This window comes from Providencia sp. R33, assembly GCF_019343475.1.
Taxonomy (GTDB): Bacteria; Pseudomonadota; Gammaproteobacteria; order Enterobacterales; family Enterobacteriaceae; genus Providencia.
In genome coordinates, this window is the sequence record NZ_CP072453.1 from 908717 (window position 1) to 926019 (window position 17303).

At 42.3% G+C, this 17303-nt stretch carries 15 protein-coding genes; 14 read left to right on the forward strand and 1 reads right to left on the reverse strand.

Going from position 1 to position 17303, the window contains the following annotated elements; all coding sequences use genetic code 11:
- Positions 1-101: 101 nt before the first annotated feature.
- The 3 genes from fadI to sixA all read left to right on the forward strand — a co-directional run bounded on the left by fadI (position 102) and on the right by sixA (position 4405).
- Positions 102-1421, forward strand: coding sequence for an acetyl-CoA C-acyltransferase FadI (gene fadI / locus J6836_RS04230; RefSeq protein ID WP_219247118.1), 1320 nt, complete (start codon positions 102-104; stop codon positions 1419-1421).
- The gene (gene fadJ / locus J6836_RS04235) at positions 1421-3604 is read left to right on the forward strand and encodes a fatty acid oxidation complex subunit alpha FadJ (RefSeq protein WP_219247119.1); all 2184 of its coding nucleotides are present in this window, start codon (positions 1421-1423) and stop codon (positions 3602-3604) included. The genes fadI and fadJ overlap by 1 nt, the downstream gene beginning before the upstream one ends.
- 318 nt (positions 3605-3922) lie before the next feature.
- The gene (gene sixA / locus J6836_RS04240; protein WP_219247120.1) at positions 3923-4405 is read left to right on the forward strand and encodes a phosphohistidine phosphatase SixA; all 483 of its coding nucleotides are present in this window, start codon (positions 3923-3925) and stop codon (positions 4403-4405) included.
- Between the two features lie 21 nt (positions 4406-4426).
- Here the strand turns inward: sixA and smrB are convergent, their stop codons facing one another.
- Complete coding sequence (smrB, locus tag J6836_RS04245) at positions 4427-4972, reverse strand: endonuclease SmrB (RefSeq protein WP_219247121.1); 546 nt, start codon at positions 4970-4972, stop codon at positions 4427-4429.
- 218 nt (positions 4973-5190) lie between these two features.
- Between smrB and hutI the strand changes: the two genes are divergently transcribed.
- The 11 genes from hutI (at position 5191) to J6836_RS04300 (ending at position 17273) form a co-directional block, all read left to right on the forward strand.
- Positions 5191-6429 (forward strand): imidazolonepropionase, encoded by a 1239-nt coding sequence (hutI, locus tag J6836_RS04250; RefSeq protein ID WP_219247122.1) that lies wholly within the window; start codon positions 5191-5193, stop codon positions 6427-6429.
- Positions 6430-6731: 302 nt separating this feature from the next.
- Positions 6732-7463: a histidine utilization repressor gene (hutC, locus tag J6836_RS04255; protein WP_219247124.1), complete on the forward strand. Its 732-nt coding sequence runs from the start codon at positions 6732-6734 to the stop codon at positions 7461-7463.
- A gap of 325 nt (positions 7464-7788) precedes the next feature.
- Positions 7789-9468, forward strand: a complete 1680-nt coding sequence (gene hutU, locus J6836_RS04260) for a urocanate hydratase (protein ID WP_219247126.1) — start codon at positions 7789-7791, stop codon at positions 9466-9468.
- A gap of 12 nt (positions 9469-9480) precedes the next feature.
- Entirely contained in the window at positions 9481-11013 is a 1533-nt protein-coding gene (gene hutH / locus J6836_RS04265) for a histidine ammonia-lyase (protein WP_219247128.1), read from the forward strand.
- Between the two features lie 90 nt (positions 11014-11103).
- Complete coding sequence (locus tag J6836_RS04270) at positions 11104-12495, forward strand: amino acid permease (protein ID WP_219247130.1); 1392 nt, start codon at positions 11104-11106, stop codon at positions 12493-12495.
- 212 nt (positions 12496-12707) lie between these two features.
- On the forward strand, positions 12708-13640 hold the full coding sequence (gene prmB / locus J6836_RS04275) for a 50S ribosomal protein L3 N(5)-glutamine methyltransferase (RefSeq protein ID WP_219247132.1): 933 nt from the start codon (positions 12708-12710) through the stop codon (positions 13638-13640).
- A gap of 113 nt (positions 13641-13753) precedes the next feature.
- Positions 13754-14842: a chorismate synthase gene (aroC, locus tag J6836_RS04280; RefSeq protein ID WP_219247134.1), complete on the forward strand. Its 1089-nt coding sequence runs from the start codon at positions 13754-13756 to the stop codon at positions 14840-14842.
- Positions 14843-15015: 173 nt separating this feature from the next.
- Positions 15016-15819 (forward strand): TSUP family transporter, encoded by an 804-nt coding sequence (locus J6836_RS04285; protein ID WP_219247136.1) that lies wholly within the window; start codon positions 15016-15018, stop codon positions 15817-15819.
- Positions 15820-15836: 17 nt separating this feature from the next.
- Entirely contained in the window at positions 15837-16385 is a 549-nt protein-coding gene (locus tag J6836_RS04290; RefSeq protein ID WP_219247138.1) for an elongation factor P hydroxylase, read from the forward strand.
- 27 nt (positions 16386-16412) lie between these two features.
- Positions 16413-16685 carry a YfcL family protein gene (locus J6836_RS04295; RefSeq protein WP_219247140.1) on the forward strand — a complete coding sequence of 91 codons (273 nt, stop codon included), beginning with the start codon at positions 16413-16415 and terminating at the stop codon, positions 16683-16685.
- A gap of 72 nt (positions 16686-16757) precedes the next feature.
- Positions 16758-17273, forward strand: a complete 516-nt coding sequence (locus tag J6836_RS04300; RefSeq protein WP_219247141.1) for a GNAT family N-acetyltransferase — start codon at positions 16758-16760, stop codon at positions 17271-17273.
- Positions 17274-17303 lie beyond the last annotated feature (30 nt).

The window sequence follows — 17303 nt, forward strand, 5'->3', positions numbered from 1 at the left end:
ATTGTGAAAGTTATGTTAACAATCATTACAGGTCAGACCTCTTTCGGCCCATCGTGAAAAAATAAACAATAATTTTTATTTATGCTTTTGCAGGAGCGACCATGAATCAACATTCCCACCATGGTGACAGTACATATTCAACAAAAGAGCGCATTGCCATTGTTAGTGGCTTACGTTTGCCGTTTGCAAAGCAGTCAACAGCCTATCAAGGCATTGCTGCTGTGGATTTAGGCAAAGCGGTTGTCGCTGAATTATTAGTTCGTAGCGATTTAGATAATCAGTTGATTGAACAACTTGTCTTTGGCCAAGTGGTTCAAATGCCTGAAGCACCTAATATTGCGCGGGAAATAGTGCTTGGCACAGGGATGAGCGTTTCAACGGATGCATACAGTGTTTCAAGGGCGTGTGCGACAAGCTTTCAAGCCATTGTGAATGTGGCTCAAAGTATGATGGTTGGGGATATTTCCGTTGGGGTTGCAGGTGGGGCAGACTCTTCTTCAGTTTTACCAATAGGCGTTTCAAAAAAATTAGCGGCGACATTACTTGCACTGAGTAAGGCAAAGTCGGTTGGGCAAAAATTATCGCTTATCACAAAATTACGGTTAAAAGACTTAATGCCCGTTGCGCCTGGAGTGGCTGAATACTCGACAGGGCTTCGCATGGGGGACACCGCGGAGCAAATGGCGAAAAGCTATCACATCACGAGAGAACAACAAGATGAGTTAGCGCATCGTTCCCACGTTCTTGCGGCGAAAGCGTGGGAAGGTGGTTTATTGAACGATGAAGTGATGACGGCGTATATGCCACCTTTTAAGCAAGCCTTTTCGCAAGATAACAATGTACGAGGTAACTCCGTATTATCTTCTTACGCTAAATTAAAACCTGCATTTGACCGCAAACACGGCAGTGTTACCGCGGCGAATAGCACGCCTCTAACAGACGGTGCAGCCGCTGTATTGATGATGACAGAATCAAGGGCAAAAGCATTGGGTTATACCCCACTAGGTTATATTCGTAGCTATGCTTTTAGCGCGATTGATGTATGGGAAGATATGCTATTGGGGCCATCTTATGCAACGCCTATCGCATTGAAACGTGCAGGGCTATCCTTACAAGATCTCACATTAATTGATATGCATGAAGCCTTCGCGGCTCAAACATTGGCGAACGTTAAAATGTTTGGTAGTCACCAATTTGCACAAGAAAAATTAGGTTTAAAACACGCAATTGGTGAAATAGATATGGACAAATTTAATGTTCTCGGCGGTTCTATCGCTTATGGGCACCCTTTTGCGGCCACAGGCGCAAGAATGGTGACACAAACATTGAATGAACTGCGCCGTCGCGGTGGTGGCTTTGGTTTAACAACCGCTTGTGCAGCGGGTGGTTTGGGTGCAGCTATGATTTTAGAGGTGGAATAATGACACAAAATTCTACTACAGAATTGGTGATGGATAAGGCACCGCAAGCTTTCTCATTAGAAATTTATGATGAAAATGTAGGGGTAATTTTCATTGATGTTCCAAATGAAAAGGTCAATACACTGAAAGCTGAATTTGCAGAGCAATTTCTTGCCATCTTACAAAAAGCACAATCTACTTCGGGCTTAAAAGGGTTAGTGATTGCTTCAGGCAAAAAAGATAACTTTATTGCAGGTGCCGATATTAGCATGATTGCGCATTGTGAATCGAAGGCGCAAGCTAGTGAGCTATCAAAATCAGGGCATACACTATTTGATAAAATCGATAATTACCCATTACCGATTATTGCCGCTATCCATGGGGCATGTTTAGGTGGCGGTTTAGAATTGGCATTAGCATGTCATGCAAGGGTTTGCTCAAATAATGATAAAACGCGCCTCGGCTTGCCTGAAGTTCAATTAGGCTTATTACCTGGCTCTGGTGGTACACAACGCTTACCACGTTTAATTGGTATTCCTTACGCATTGGATTTGATGCTAACAGGACGCCAGTTAAAAGCCAAACAAGCGCTTAAATTGGGCCTTGTTGATGATGTTGTCCCTGAGTCAATTTTATTAGATGTCGCCGTTAAAATGGTTAAAAAAGGCGGTATTCAACGGCCAGCTATTCATTGGCAGCAACGTTTATTGAGCAGTAAATTACTTCGCAACCAAGTATTTAATGGTGCAAAGCAAAAAGTATTGAGTAAAACCAAAGGCCATTACCCCGCACCTGAAAAAATTATTTATGCGGTAAAAACGGGGATGAATAAAGGGCTATCTGCAGGGTTTGCAGAAGAAGCCAAAGCATTTGGTGAATTAGCGATGTCTCCTGAGTCAGCAGCATTACGCAATTTATTCTTTGCTGTTACTACGTTGAAAAATGAAACAGGTGCACAAGCTGAGCCACTTAACGTTAACCAAGTAGGAGTGCTAGGTGGAGGGTTAATGGGTGGTGGGATTGCATATGTGAGTGCAACGCAAGGAAAAGTGTCTGTTCGAATTAAAGATATTTCAGAAAAAGGCATTGCTCAGGCTTTGAAATATAGTTGGGACTTATTGACCCAGCGAGTTAGCAAACGCCGATTATTGGCGCGCGAACGTGCTGCAACAATGGCTAAAATATCAGGAACATTGAATTATCAAGGGTTAGAAACCGCTGATCTCATTATTGAGGCTGTTTTTGAAGATTTAGCCCTGAAAAGAAAGATGGTTTCTGATGTCGAAAAAATGACAAGAAAGGATGTTATTTTTGCATCAAATACATCGTCATTGCCTATTCACCAGATAGCCGCCAATGCGCAACATCCAGAGAGTGTCATTGGTTTACATTATTTCAGTCCCGTCGATAAAATGCCATTGGTTGAAGTTATTCCGCATAAACAAACGGATGAAACAACGATTGCTACAGTGGTGGCATTCGCTAAGCGGCAGGGTAAAACGGCAATTGTGGTTGGTGATGATGCGGGCTTTTATGTTAATCGAATTCTTGCCCCTTTTTTATGCGAAGCAGCGCAGTGCCTGATTGAAGGCGAGTCTATTGATCATATTGATAGCGCATTGGTTGAGTTTGGCTTCCCTGTAGGGCCGTTTAATTTACTTGATGAAGTTGGTATTGATGTTGGTACCAAAATTTTACCTATATTGGTTGAACGGTTTGGAGAAAGATTCAAAGCACCAGATATCCTAGATAAAGTGGTTAAAGATGACCGTAAAGGCAAGAAAAACGGTAAAGGTTTTTATGAGTACGGTCATTCCTCTCCTAAATTACTGTTTTGGAAAAAATCTAAGAAACGACAGGTGGATAAAGCGATTTATTCCCTTATAGGTATCACACCAGACAACAAATTAAGTAAAACGGATATCGCTCAGCGTTGTGTGATGATGATGCTAAATGAAGCAGCTCGTTGCCTCGATGAGAAAATTATTCGAAGTGCAAGGGATGGCGATGTTGGTGCCGTGTTTGGTATTGGTTTCCCACCATTTTTTGGCGGTCCGTTCAGGTATATGGATAATTTTGGTATTACAAAAACCGTTGAGACGCTAAAATCACTTGCAGTACACCATGGTGATAAATTCCAGCCGTGTGACTTATTGTGTCAAATGGCGGAGAACAAACAAACGTTTTATTCAGCTGGCCAGTAAGAATAGTGATAGAGGGCTAGGTCAAAGGGTATTACGCGATAAGCTAGCGATACAGTTGAATTTAAAGAAAAATTAAGCCTGAGCTGAATACGAGTCTATTCAGTTATCAGGCTTTTTTAATCGGACGATTTAATTAATTGGAGTTATGTTTTGATAAAACACGTTAAAAAAATCAATAAAAAGTTATTTAAATCATTTTAATTGTCGACCATTTAATGCAGAATCATTTTTCGCCCCAACTGATGGTTACTTTTACAACAATTATCTTAACAAAAAGAATAGCCACTTTGAGTAAGTTGGCTACTCAGATGGTGGATTATGCAAGTTTATATTATGCGTCACGGCGATGCGGCGTTACATGCAGCAAGCGATGCTGAGAGGCCTTTAACACAAAAGGGAATAGACGAGTCAATATTAATGGCCGAATGGTTGAAAAACCGCGGTATTGTGATTGACACTGTGTTAGTTAGTCCCTATCTAAGAGCATTACAAACAGAACAAACAGTGAGTAAGCACCTTAAACTGCCATTGCAAAATGAAGTTTTGGCCCAGTTAACGCCAGGTGGAAATGCGGCATTTGTTGCCGACCATATACGCGACTTAGCAGTGACAGGTGCAAAGGCGATTTTGGTTGTATCCCATTTACCGTTAGTTGGCTACTTGGTGTCAGAACTTTGCCCGCAGAAAGAACCGCCGATGTTTACAACATCAACGATTGCATGTATTGAATTGGATTTGGTTCATCAAAAAAGCGATGTTGAATGGATGCTGAGCCCATCTCAGTTGCTATTCGCTAAATAAACCACTCAGTAAATAGAGCACTTAACGGCGAGTGCTCTCTTCAGTTTCAATCAAAAGTAATAAAGCTGCATTGCCGCCCCATTCTTTAGGTGCTTGGTGAAATGCAATAATATCAGGATGTTGTGCAAGCCATAGTGGTGTCTGTTGCTTCAGTATATGTTTACCATGTCCATGCATGATGCAGGCACAATACACATTTTCACGCCTGCAAGCGGCTATCAATGCGCCGATTTCTTGCTTTGCTTCCATTTGGGTCAAGCCGTGCAAATCAAGGAACAGCTCAGGCGTATAGTCCCCTCGACGTAATTTTTTTAGTTCATAAGGGTTAGAGTCAGGTTTTAAATAACGAGTTGGACCTTCATTGTCTAGTTGCGGCTGAAATTCGTCCGAAAAGTAGAAAGATGCATCGACTTGTTCTTGTTTCACTTTTCTATCAGAAGGTTGCGTGACTTTCATACGCATAGGAGCATGCAGGACTTGATCCTGATTAATTTTTTTTGCGCCGCGTATTGCTTCTTTAAATAGATGAATTTCATCATCTTTTAGTCCAAATTTATTTTTCGTCATTTTAATAATATGTATAGAGTCATTTTTCTGGTCTCTAGTGTAACCTATTTTAAAGTGGGATGGAGACAAAAGCATTTTTTAGCGTGACATAACAAAATTGCCACCTTTTAAGTCACAGAGATTGACAAATGGTGTGTAACTAGTCTAATTGTATATACATATCTATACCATTATTTTTCAAACTAATAAATAAACCTGCCACGACAATAGGAAAACTGATGTTATTTAAAACGCTACCACAAGATGTGATCTGGCGTCATGGTCGTATCGCGACAATGGATTCAGATCGGATTGAGCCTTATGGGTTCATCGAAAACCATGACATTGTCGTTCGTGATAACCAAATTATTGCGATTTTACCGCCAGAAGAAATTGAGCAAAACCAATGTCAGGTTATTGATATAAAAGGGAATTTAATCACTCCTGGTTTGATTGATTGCCATACTCATTTAGTCTTTGGCGGTGATCGCGCTTCTGAATGGGAGCAGCGTATGAATGGTGTTTCTTATGAAACTATAAGCGCACAGGGTGGTGGAATTAACTCAACTGTTCGTGCTACAAGGCAGATGAGCGAAACAGCGTTATTTGAAAAAGCACAGCCAAGGTTAGAAGCATTAATTCGTGAAGGTGTGACGTGCATTGAAATGAAATCTGGTTATGGGCTTGATTATCAAAACGAAGAAAAACAATTGAGGGTCGCAAAAAAATTACTTGCAGAATATCCTATTTCCATTTCTTCAACGCTATTATCTGCTCATACGGTGCCGCCAGAATTTAAAGGTAAGCCAGACGAATATATTGACCTTATTTGCCAAAAAATTATGCCCGAATTATGGAATAAGGGGTTATTTGATGCTGTTGATGTGTTTTGTGAAAGCGTTGGTTTTTCTCTTAAGCAAAGTGAGAAATTATTTGCCGCTGCCCAGCAATTAGGCATACCGGTGAAAGGGCATGTTGAGCAATTATCTAATCTCGGCGGGAGTGAGTTGGTTGCACGTTATCATGGTCTATCGGTTGACCATATTGAGCACTTAGATTTAGCTGGAATTAAAGCTCTCAAAGAAAGTGGGACAGTCGCTGTGTTGTTACCTGGTGCATTTTATTTTTTGCGAGAAACGAAGTTGCCACCAATTGATTTATTACGTGAACACCAAGTACCAATAGCGATATCGACAGATTTTAACCCAGGAACCAGCCCATTTGCATCATTACGTCTGATCATGAACATGGCGGCGGTATTATTTAAATTAACGCCAGAGGAAATCTGGGCTGGAGTGACCCGCCATGCAGCAAAAGCCTTAGGCAAAGAACATACCCATGGTCAGTTAAAAGCTGGTTTTGCCGCAGATTTTATTGTTTGGAATGCTAAAGAGCCTGTAGAAATGATATATGAGCAGGGGAGTAATCCGATGCTCATGCGGGTCTATCAAGGGCGTATTACACATGATAACCAATAATATTGATAACCGTTAGCATAAAAAAAGACATTTAAATTGGCGTGATAATCGCCATAATTAATTAATAAAGTTCTTATTGCTGTATATAGTGTAAGTGGTCACTATATACAGGCAGTATTTTATTTTCTATTTTTTATCAAGCATTATTGTTTAATTACACAACTAACGTGTTTTAAATATGATGAATTTTATTCGCGACTGTCAGGATGACGATATCCGATAGCACTCAGGCCGTGTTGCGTAATGATGATTGAAATAGCATACGCACATTCAAGATTTTAATGACTAATTTGGAATGAACTGTGACAGCCGAACAAAAAAATAAACAAGGAACGCCAGTTCCACTCTATTTGCAAGTTAAACAATCAATCATTGAAAAAATACACACTGCACAGTGGCGTACAAATGACCGTATTCCTTCTGAATCTGAACTTGTTTCTCAATTTCAATGTAGCCGAATGACGGCTAATCGTGCTTTAAGAGAATTAACAGCAGAAGGGTTGCTTGTTCGTTTACAAGGTGTCGGGACGTTTGTTGCTGAACCGAAAGGGCAATCTGCATTATTTGAAATTCACAGTATTGAAGCTGAAATTATTGAGAGAAACCATAAGTACAGCTGTCGGATCATTAAATTAGAAGAAATACAGGCTTCCACAGCATTAGCCAGTGAACTTAATATTTCCCCTGAAACTCTGGTGTTTCATTCGGTTATTGTTCACATGGAAAATGATGTGCCAGTCCAAATCGAAGACCGTTATGTGAATGCATTAGCCGCCCCTGATTACCTTAAGCAGAATTTTTTATCGATTACCCCCCATGATTATTTATCACAAGTGGCACCATTGACTCAAGGTGAGCATATTGTTGAAGCTGTTGAGGCTGATGAACGCTCAGCGAGGCTATTACAAATCAACACTGGAGCATCCTGCTTATTGATTACTCGACGTACGTGGTCACAAGCATTTATTGTCACTAGCACTAAATTATTGTTTCCTGGGAATCGCTATAAACTTAAAGGTAGTTTTTCCTCTTAATTTGTTAATTTATAAACGGAATTTTGTATAACGCAAATTTCCGTTTACCATCCATTAAACGTAATTCTTCATTTTTATCCCCTACCCACAAAGTGTAAATTTGTTGTGAAATAAATGTGATCGCGCAGGCAAATTTAGAAGAAAAAAACAGCGTTAACAAAAAGCGCAAAACACTTATCTCAATGTTTTATAAAATAAAAAAACCTTTTTATATCAAATTTTTTTAATTTTTATGTTAAAAAATGGATTGATCGTACATGTATATACAACTATATCTATATAAACATGAATGGTATCCAATGATTCGATGAAAGAGGGTATATAAGTGACTGCACTGAATAATAAATACAGAAATATAGAAATTAGAGCGCCGCACGGAAATACATTAACGGCAAAAAGTTGGTTGACGGAAGCGCCACTGCGAATGTTAATGAATAACCTTGACCCTGATGTTGCTGAAAACCCCCATGAACTGGTGGTGTATGGGGGAATTGGCCGCGCTGCACGTAATTGGCAATGTTATGACCAAATCATTGAATCATTAAAACAACTTGAACATGACGAAACGCTGCTTGTCCAATCAGGCAAGCCGGTCGGCGTATTTAAAACGCATTCGAATGCACCACGTGTATTAATTGCTAACTCAAACTTAGTACCACACTGGGCAAATTGGGAGCATTTCAATGAGCTCGATGCGAAAGGTTTAGCAATGTATGGGCAAATGACGGCGGGAAGTTGGATTTACATTGGCAGTCAAGGAATTGTGCAAGGGACCTATGAAACATTTGTCGAAGCTGCACGCCAACATTTTAATGGTGATTTAACGGGTCGTTGGGTGTTAACGGCTGGGTTAGGTGGAATGGGCGGTGCTCAACCATTAGCAGCCACATTAGCAGGGGCCTGTTCACTCAATATTGAATGCCAACAAAGTCGTATCGATTTTCGTTTAAGAACTCACTACGTTGACGAGCAAGCAACTGATCTTGATGACGCACTTGCTCGTATCAAAGAATACACCGCGCAAGGTAAAGCCATTTCTATTGCTTTGTGTGCAAATGCCGCGGAAGTTCTGCCTGAGCTGGTTAAACGAGGTGTGAAACCTGATATGGTGACCGATCAAACCAGTGCTCATGACCCACTAAATGGCTATTTACCGATTGGAATGACGTGGGATGAATACAGAGAGCAAAGCGTAAAAGACCCACAAGGTACTGCGTTAGCTGCGAAAAAATCCATGGCTGAACACGTCAAAGCGATGTTAGCGTTTAAAAAACAAGGCATTCCAACGTTTGATTATGGCAATAATATTCGCCAAATGGCATTGGAGATGGGCGTCGAAAATGCATTTGATTTCCCAGGTTTTGTTCCTGCGTATATCCGCCCGTTATTTTGCCGTGGAATTGGCCCATTCCGTTGGGTAGCTTTATCAGGTGACCCTGAGGATATTTATAAAACGGATGCCAAAGTTAAAGAATTATTACCAGATGACAAACATTTACACCGCTGGCTTGATATGGCGCGTGAGCGTATTAGCTTCCAAGGATTACCTGCACGTATTTGCTGGGTAGGGCTAGGTGATAGAGCAAAACTCGGCTTAGCATTCAATGAGATGGTCAGAAGTGGTGAGGTTTCCGCACCCATAGTCATTGGGCGCGACCATTTAGACTCAGGCTCTGTCGCAAGTCCAAACCGTGAAACAGAATCCATGAAAGATGGCTCTGATGCCGTATCAGATTGGCCATTACTCAATGCATTATTGAATACAGCTAGTGGCGCTACGTGGGTTTCACTACACCATGGTGGTGGCGTTGGTATGGGCTTTTCACAACATTCAGGTGTCGTCATTGTGTGTGACGGAACCGATGAAGCGGCTGAACGCATTGCGCGTGTGCTTCACAATGACCCTGCAACAGGGGTTATGCGCCATGCGGATGCAGGGTATGAGATTGCAATTGATTGTGCGAAAGAAAAAAACCTTAATTTACCTATGATTAAAACTCGCTAAGGAGTGCCATTAATGACTAAGTTAACTATCCATCCAGGAAAAATGACACTCGATGAGCTACGTATTGTTTTCCAACAAACAGTGACCGTTTCCCTTGATAAACGCGCACAAGCTGCGATTGAGAAAAGCGTTGCAACCGTCAATAAGATCATCGCGGAAGATAAAACTGCATATGGTATCAATACAGGTTTTGGCTTGCTTGCAAACACCCGTATTGCCACGAAAGATTTGCAGTCATTACAACGTTCTATTGTGATGTCCCATGCGGCAGGTGTTGGCGAACCACTTGATGATGAACTGGTTCGCTTGATTATGGTTCTAAAGATCAATAGCTTAGCGAGAGGGTTTTCAGGTATCCGCCTTGAAGTCATTAATGCGCTGATCGCATTAGTGAATGCGCAAGTTTATCCGTTCATTCCAGCTAAGGGTTCTGTTGGGGCATCAGGAGATTTAGCGCCTTTAGCACATATGAGTTTGATTTTATTAGGCGAAGGTAAAGCACGTTTTGAAGGTAAATGGATTTCAGCGAAGAAAGCACTGGAAAAAGCAGGCCTGTCGCCACTGAAGTTAGAAGCCAAAGAAGGTTTGGCATTATTAAATGGAACGCAAACCTCAACTGCATTTGCGCTTAAAGGGTTATTCGAAGCGGAAAAACTCCTGCTTTCAGGTATTGTTTGCGGTGCATTAAGTGTTGAAGCCACGCTAGGTTCACGTAAACCATTTGACCCACGTGTACAAGAAGTTCGTGGGCAAAAGGGGCAAATCGATGTGGCAGCAATGTTCCGTGAAATTTTATCGCCAACGAGTGAATTAGCTAAATCCCACGAAAATTGCGTAAAAGTGCAAGATCCATATTCACTACGTTGCCAACCGCAGGTGATGGGTGCTTGTTTAACGCAAATTCGCCAAGCAGCTGAAGTGATTTTAATTGAATCGAATGCAGTGTCAGATAACCCGCTGGTCTTTACTGACAATGGCGACATTATTTCAGGCGGGAACTTCCACGCAGAGCCTGTGGCAATGGCATCAGATAATATTGCTCTTGCTCTGGCTGAAATAGGTGCATTGTCAGAACGCCGTATTGCATTATTAATGGACACACATATGTCCCAATTACCGCCATTCCTTGTCAATAATGGCGGTGTGAATTCGGGCTTTATGATTGCGCAGGTGACTGCCGCTGCATTAGCAAGCGAAAACAAAGCATTAGCACACCCATCTAGCGTTGATAGCTTGCCAACTTCTGCAAATCAGGAAGACCATGTGTCAATGGCACCTGCAGCGGGTCGTCGCTTATGGGAGATGGCAAAAAACGTCACGGGTATCTTGGCAATAGAGTGGTTATCCGCTTGTCAGGGTATGGATTTCCGTGAAGGGTTAAAATCCAGTGAAGCACTCGAAAAAGCACGCAAAACACTGCGTGATCAAGTGTCTTATTATGATAAAGACCGCTATTTTGCCCCTGATATTGAAGCGGCAATTAACCTCATTAATCAACACAAACTCTCAACACTCTTTACGGTAGGGACCGTCTTCCCTAAATAGCACATCAAGCAAATAAAAGGTGGCCGGCAATGTATCGGCCACCTGAAGTATTTATCTGCACGACTAATAAAATAATACGAAGGATAAATCATGCAAAGCACATCACAACTTGCGCGAGGGCTTTCTGCGCGCCACATCCGATTTATGGCTCTCGGTTCTGCGATTGGTACAGGGCTATTTTACGGTTCAGCAAAAGCGATAGAAACTGCAGGCCCGGCGGTCCTGCTGGCATATATCATTGGTGGTGCCGCGGTGTTTATGGTGATGCGTGCACTCGGGGAAATGGCCGTTCACCGCCCGCTTGCGGGGTCTTTTTCTCAGTATGCAAGCCACTATTTAGGTGCCAGAGCAGGCTTTTTTGCTGGCTGGACCTATGTATTTGAAATGCTAATTGTTTGTCTCGCGGATGTCACGGCATTCGGTGTGTATATGAAACTCTGGTTCCCAGAAGTTGAACAATGGATTTGGGTACTCAGCATTATATTTTTTATCGGTGCGATTAACTTATGCCACGTAAAAACCTTTGGTGAAATGGAGTTTTGGCTTTCCATCATCAAAGTGGTAGCGATTATCGCGATGATAGTGGGCGGTGCAGCAATCATGTTGTTTGGCTTTGGTCAGGCAGCAGACCATGCAGTGGGTGTGTCTAACTTATTCATTCATGATGGATTTATGCCAAATGGAATAGGTGGGGTGATAGCATCATTTGCTGTGGTGATGTTTGCGTTTGGTGGTATTGAGGTCATTGGGATTACGGCAAGTGAAGCGAAAAACCCTGAAACGACAATCCCAAGGGCCATTAACGCCGTACCAATTCGCATCTTACTCTTTTATGTCCTGACGTTGTTTGTGTTGATGTGTATTTACCCATGGAACCAAATTGGTCAACAAGGTAGCCCATTCGTTCAAATTTTCGATAGTTTAGGGATACAATCCGCAGCAAATATTTTGAATGTGGTGGTGATCACCGCGGCGATATCAGCAATTAATAGTGATATTTTTGGTGCAGGGCGCATGATGTACGGGATGGCGCATGAAGGGCAAGCTCCGAAAGCCTTTACCAAATTGACAAAAAATGGCGTACCGTGGATGACGGTGCTCGTTATGGTGGCTGTGCTGCTAGTGGGCGTTGTCTTGAACTATGTTATTCCTGATGACGTGTTTGTTGTGATTGCATCCATTGCGACATTCGCCACTATTTGGGTCTGGTTGATGATTCTGCTCTCACAATTTGCGATGCGCAAGAAAATGTCACCAGAAGAAATCAGTCAATTGAAATTCCCTGTGCCGATGTGGCCTGTCGCACCAATTCTTGCGATTGCTTTCATGGTGTTTATCTTTGGCGTGCTTGGCTATTTTGAAAGTACTCGAATTGCCTTGTATGTTGGCATCGCTTGGTTAGTGTTATTAACTATCGCTTATGCGTTATGGGTTAAAAAGCCTACAAAAGAAACTGAGACACTCGTCCAGAGTGAAAGTTAATCTCACCATTTTTCTCTGATTGTTTTGGTATCTTCATTCATGCCCTTTAGCGTCATAAAGGGCATTTTTGCATCAAATTGCTATTCAAAGGTGCGATTTGGCCACTTTGTTAATTATTTTATTGCATTAATCTGCTGATTTGTCTTTCACTTCGTGGCAAACTTTAGTTATTCGCATTTTCCCTTTCAAAAATCACGCTGGAGAAACCCTTCTTGGAAAAGATCTTCGTTGATGAAGCTGTCGCAGAACTTCATACCATTCAGGATATTTTACGTTGGACGATGAGTCGCTTTAATGCTGCCAATGTATATTATGGCCACGGAACCGATAACCCGTGGGATGAGGCGCTGCAATTAGTGTTGCCAACGCTTTATTTACCTTTAGATCTGCCGGATGAACTTCTCTCATCGCGCTTAACGCCAACTGAGCGTCACCGTATTATTGAGCGTGTTTTGCGCAGAGTTAATGACCGTATTCCAGTGGCGTACTTAACCAACCGTTCATGGTTCTGCGGTCATGAATTTTATGTGGATGAGCGCGTGCTAATCCCACGTTCACCTATTGGTGAGCTGATTAATAATCACTTTGTTGGATTGTTAGCAGATGAGCCACAGACTATTTTGGATTTATGCACCGGTAGCGGTTGTATTGCCATTGCGTGTGCTTATGAATTCCCAGATGCAGAAGTGGATGCGGTTGATATTTCTAGTGATGTTCTTGCTGTTGCCGAAGAAAATATCGCTAACCACGGTTTAGATCACCGTGTGGTACCTATCCGTTCAGACTTATTCCGTGATATGCCAGAGGTAAAATATGACCTCATCGTCACGAACCCTCCGTATGTAGATGCCGAGGACATGGGGGACTTACCAGAGGAATTCCGTGTTGAACCTGAATTAGCACTTGCTGCGGGTAGTGATGGTTTAAAACTGGTACGTCGAATTCTGGCAAATGCGCCGCGTTTCCTGACTGAAGAGGGAATTCTGGTGTGTGAAGTCGGTAACAGTATGGTTCACCTTATCGAACAATATCCTGAGATCCCATTTATTTGGTTAGATTTCGAATACGGTGGTGATGGTGTATTTATGTTAACGCGTGAACAGCTGGTTGAGCATCATGCGCATTTTGATTTATATATTGATTAATCAATAGTTGCACGAAGAGTTAGGATCGGGTAATCAATAAGAACAATATAATAACATCATCATTAACAACCACATTCTTGGTATTCAAGAACGGCTTAAAATAGGAAACTCCGATGGCTGGAAATTCAATTGGGCAACTGTTTCGTGTGACAACATTTGGTGAGTCACACGGCGTGGCATTAGGTTGCATCGTCGATGGCGTACCTCCGGGGTTAGCACTGACAGAAGCAGATTTACAAATCGATTTAGACCGTCGCCGACCGGGCACATCACGTTATACAACAGCGCGCCGTGAACCTGATCAGGTTAAAATTCTTTCGGGTGTATTTAATGGTATCACCACAGGGACAAGCATTGGTCTATTGATTGAAAATACCGACCAACGTTCACAAGACTATGGTGCAATCAAAGATGTCTTTAGACCGGGGCATGCAGATTACACTTATGAGCAGAAATATGGCCAACGCGATTACCGTGGTGGTGGGCGTTCATCAGCACGTGAAACCGCAATGCGAGTTGCAGCTGGAGCTATTGCAAAAAAATACCTACAAGAGAAATTAGGTATTCAAATTCGTGGTTGCTTAACCCAAATGGGTCCTGTTGAGTGTGAAATTAAAGACTGGTCAATCGTTGAAGAGAATCCATTCTTTTGCCCTGATCCTAGCAAATTAGACGCCCTTGATGAATTGCTGCGTGGCTTGAAAAAAGAAGGTGATTCCATTGGTGCTAAAATTACCGTTGTTGCGGAGCATGTTCCTGCTGGATTAGGCGAACCTGTATTTGACCGATTAGATGCGGATATCGCCCATGCACTAATGAGCATTAATGCGGTTAAAGGGGTGGAAATTGGCGATGGCTTTGGCGTTATTGGCCTGAAAGGCAGTGAAAACCGCGATGAAATTACCCGCGCAGGTTTTACGTCAAACCATGCAGGGGGAATTTTAGGGGGAATTAGCAGTAGCCAACCTATTATTGCCCATATTGCTTTAAAACCGACATCGAGTATTACGGTTTCAGGTAAAACATTAAATCGAGATGGTGAAGAAGTAGATATGATCACCAAAGGTCGCCATGACCCTTGTGTGGGGATCCGCGCTGTACCTATCGCAGAAGCGATGTTGGCGATTGTGTTAATGGATCATTTCTTGCGTCACCGTGGCCAGTGTGCTGATGTGACTCCGGCGATGCAACCATTTGAATAACATTGGAGAATAGCTAATGTTATAAAAGGAGCGAAGCGGTTAGTCGCTCTTTTGATATGAAGGTTTGGATGATGCCTCCTTAAAAATATTTCATCTGGGTTGTGATATTGCAATGCAAAGTTGCGATAAATTACGCACTAACATCATGATATATCTCATTTTTGGATTGAAAAATGGATTGGCTAACCGCCGTTGCACCTGAAGTTTATGCCTTACTTTTCTTTGTTGCACTTTTTGCTGGTTTTATTGATTCTATTGCGGGCGGTGGCGGGTTATTAACGATACCTGCGCTGTTGTCTGTTGGTATCACACCAGTTGAAGCGTTAGCGACCAATAAGCTCCAAGCAGTTGGCGGGTCATTTTCTTCCACTTTATATTTTGTTAGGCGCAAAGCGATTGACCTACGCGAGCAAATTTTCCCCTTCATTATGACAATGTTTGGTGCGATGCTCGGGGCGATTGTTATTCAAATGATCGATACTGCTTTCCTTAAACAGTTGCTTCCTGTATTGGTTATCTGTGTCGGTCTCTATTTTTTATTAACGCCGTCAATCGGTGTGCAAGATAGGCAACAACGTGTGAGCATGCCATTTTTTGGCGTGGCTATCGGAATGACTCTGGGCTTCTATGATGGCGCATTTGGGCCAGGTACAGGCTCATTTTTGGCATTAGGCTATGTATTGCTGCTCGGTTATAATCTGGCAAAAGCTACAGCTCATGCAAAATTACTCAACTTCGCCTCCAATTTCGGCTCTTTAGTGTTTTTTATTATCGGAGGTCATGTTCTTTGGATGCTCGGTTTTGTTATGCTGGCGGGCCAAATGATAGGCGCGCGGTTAGGCGCTCGTTTGGTGTTAACTAAAGGACAAAAACTGATCAGGCCGATGATTGTGGTGATTTCGTTGTTGATGAGTATTAAGTTACTCCACGATAGCCATGGTGATATGATTAAAGCTTGGTTCCTCTCATTATTTTAAGATGATTTAAATTATTCATGAGTAAACATAATTATCAGGACTTGATTGAGATTTTTGATGGATGTTTTGGTGAAACCTATAACACCAAGCTGGTAAAAGGGGACGATGAACCCATTTATTTACCTGCCGATGAGGCCGTTCCTTATCACCGCATTGTGTTTGCCCATGGCTTTTTTACCAGCGGGTTACATGAAATTTCTCACTGGTGTATTGCGGGTGAAGCCCGACGCCAGCAGGTAGATTACGGTTATTGGTACTGCCCTGATGGGCGTGATGAAAAAACGCAATGTGAGTTTGAAGTCGTTGAAATAAAACCTCAAGCTCTTGATTGGCTGTTTTGTGTTGCGGTAGGCATTCCTTTTAATGTCAGTTGCGATAACTTGGAAGGGAATTTTGAACCCGATCGCATCGCATTTATGCGCAAAGTTCATGCACAAGTGATGACTTATTTGCAAAATGGCATTCCTGAGCGCCCATTGTGCTTTATTAATGCGTTACAATCGTTTTACAATACGCCTCCACTTTGTGCAGAAGACTTTCCCTATCCGGAAGACATTTTTGCCTAATTGACACATTTAAAGTAAGGATTAAGCATGCTTGCGGATTTAGAAACACGCATACTGACAAAAATTGATGATATGGTTGAACACGCTAGCGACGATGAATTATTCGCGGGCGGTTATCTGCGTGGTCACTTAACCCTTGCTGTGGCTGAGCTTGAAGAAGAAAACGAAACTAGCTCAGAAGCGTTGTATCAACGCGTTGAAGAAAGCATTCAAACTGCCATTAAAGCGGGTGAGTTAACACCCCCTGACCAAATTTTGGTTTTAGGTATGTGGAAAAATTTATTAAATAACGCAATTTAATTTTCTGTGTTATGAATTGGAAGCGGGGAAACCCGCTTTTTTGTTAGCTAAATTTTGTGATGAGTAGACATTATGGCGCATATTCGCTTAGCAAAATCGGCAGATGCTAAATACCTCCCTGCTGTTGAAGCTTCCGCTGGGCAGGCATTTACGAGTATTGAAAAATATAAATGGCTTGCTGAAGGCGATGGACAAACTGAGCAAGACCACCTTGATTGTATTGCCGAGCAATTAGAATGGGTGGCGGTGAATGATAGCGGTGAACCGATTGGTTTTATTAATGCTGAAAGCCATCATGATAGCCTGTTTATTTGCGAGGTTTCAGTCTGCCAGCAATGGCAAGGGCAGGGGCTGGGTAAACAACTGATTAAGCAGGTTTTAGATGCAGCTTTGGCGCGTAATATTACGACTGTAACCTTGACCACTTGCCGTGATGTCCCTTGGAATGCACCTTATTACCAACGCTTAGGCTTTGAAATATTAAATAAAAGCCAATTGACTGACACACTGCGCGATATTTTGCAGTATGAAATCGACGCAGGGTTCCAAGCAACAGACCGCTGTGCGATGGCAATTCAATTAGCTTAAAGCAGGCTTAAATCCCTAAGCCTGCCAGTT

Coding starts and splice junctions, on each gene's coding strand:
- fadI (WP_219247118.1), top strand. CDS start 102: ATGAATCAACATTCCCACCATGGTGACAGTACATATTCAACAAAAGAG.
- fadJ (WP_219247119.1), top strand. CDS start 1,421: ATGACACAAAATTCTACTACAGAATTGGTGATGGATAAGGCACCGCAA.
- sixA (WP_219247120.1), top strand. CDS start 3,923: ATGCAAGTTTATATTATGCGTCACGGCGATGCGGCGTTACATGCAGCA.
- smrB (WP_219247121.1), bottom strand. CDS start 4,972: ATGACGAAAAATAAATTTGGACTAAAAGATGATGAAATTCATCTATTT.
- hutI (WP_219247122.1), top strand. CDS start 5,191: ATGTTATTTAAAACGCTACCACAAGATGTGATCTGGCGTCATGGTCGT.
- hutH (WP_219247128.1), top strand. CDS start 9,481: ATGACTAAGTTAACTATCCATCCAGGAAAAATGACACTCGATGAGCTA.
- J6836_RS04270 (WP_219247130.1), top strand. CDS start 11,104: ATGCAAAGCACATCACAACTTGCGCGAGGGCTTTCTGCGCGCCACATC.
- aroC (WP_219247134.1), top strand. CDS start 13,754: ATGGCTGGAAATTCAATTGGGCAACTGTTTCGTGTGACAACATTTGGT.
- J6836_RS04285 (WP_219247136.1), top strand. CDS start 15,016: ATGGATTGGCTAACCGCCGTTGCACCTGAAGTTTATGCCTTACTTTTC.
- J6836_RS04290 (WP_219247138.1), top strand. CDS start 15,837: ATGAGTAAACATAATTATCAGGACTTGATTGAGATTTTTGATGGATGT.
- J6836_RS04295 (WP_219247140.1), top strand. CDS start 16,413: ATGCTTGCGGATTTAGAAACACGCATACTGACAAAAATTGATGATATG.
- J6836_RS04300 (WP_219247141.1), top strand. CDS start 16,758: ATGGCGCATATTCGCTTAGCAAAATCGGCAGATGCTAAATACCTCCCT.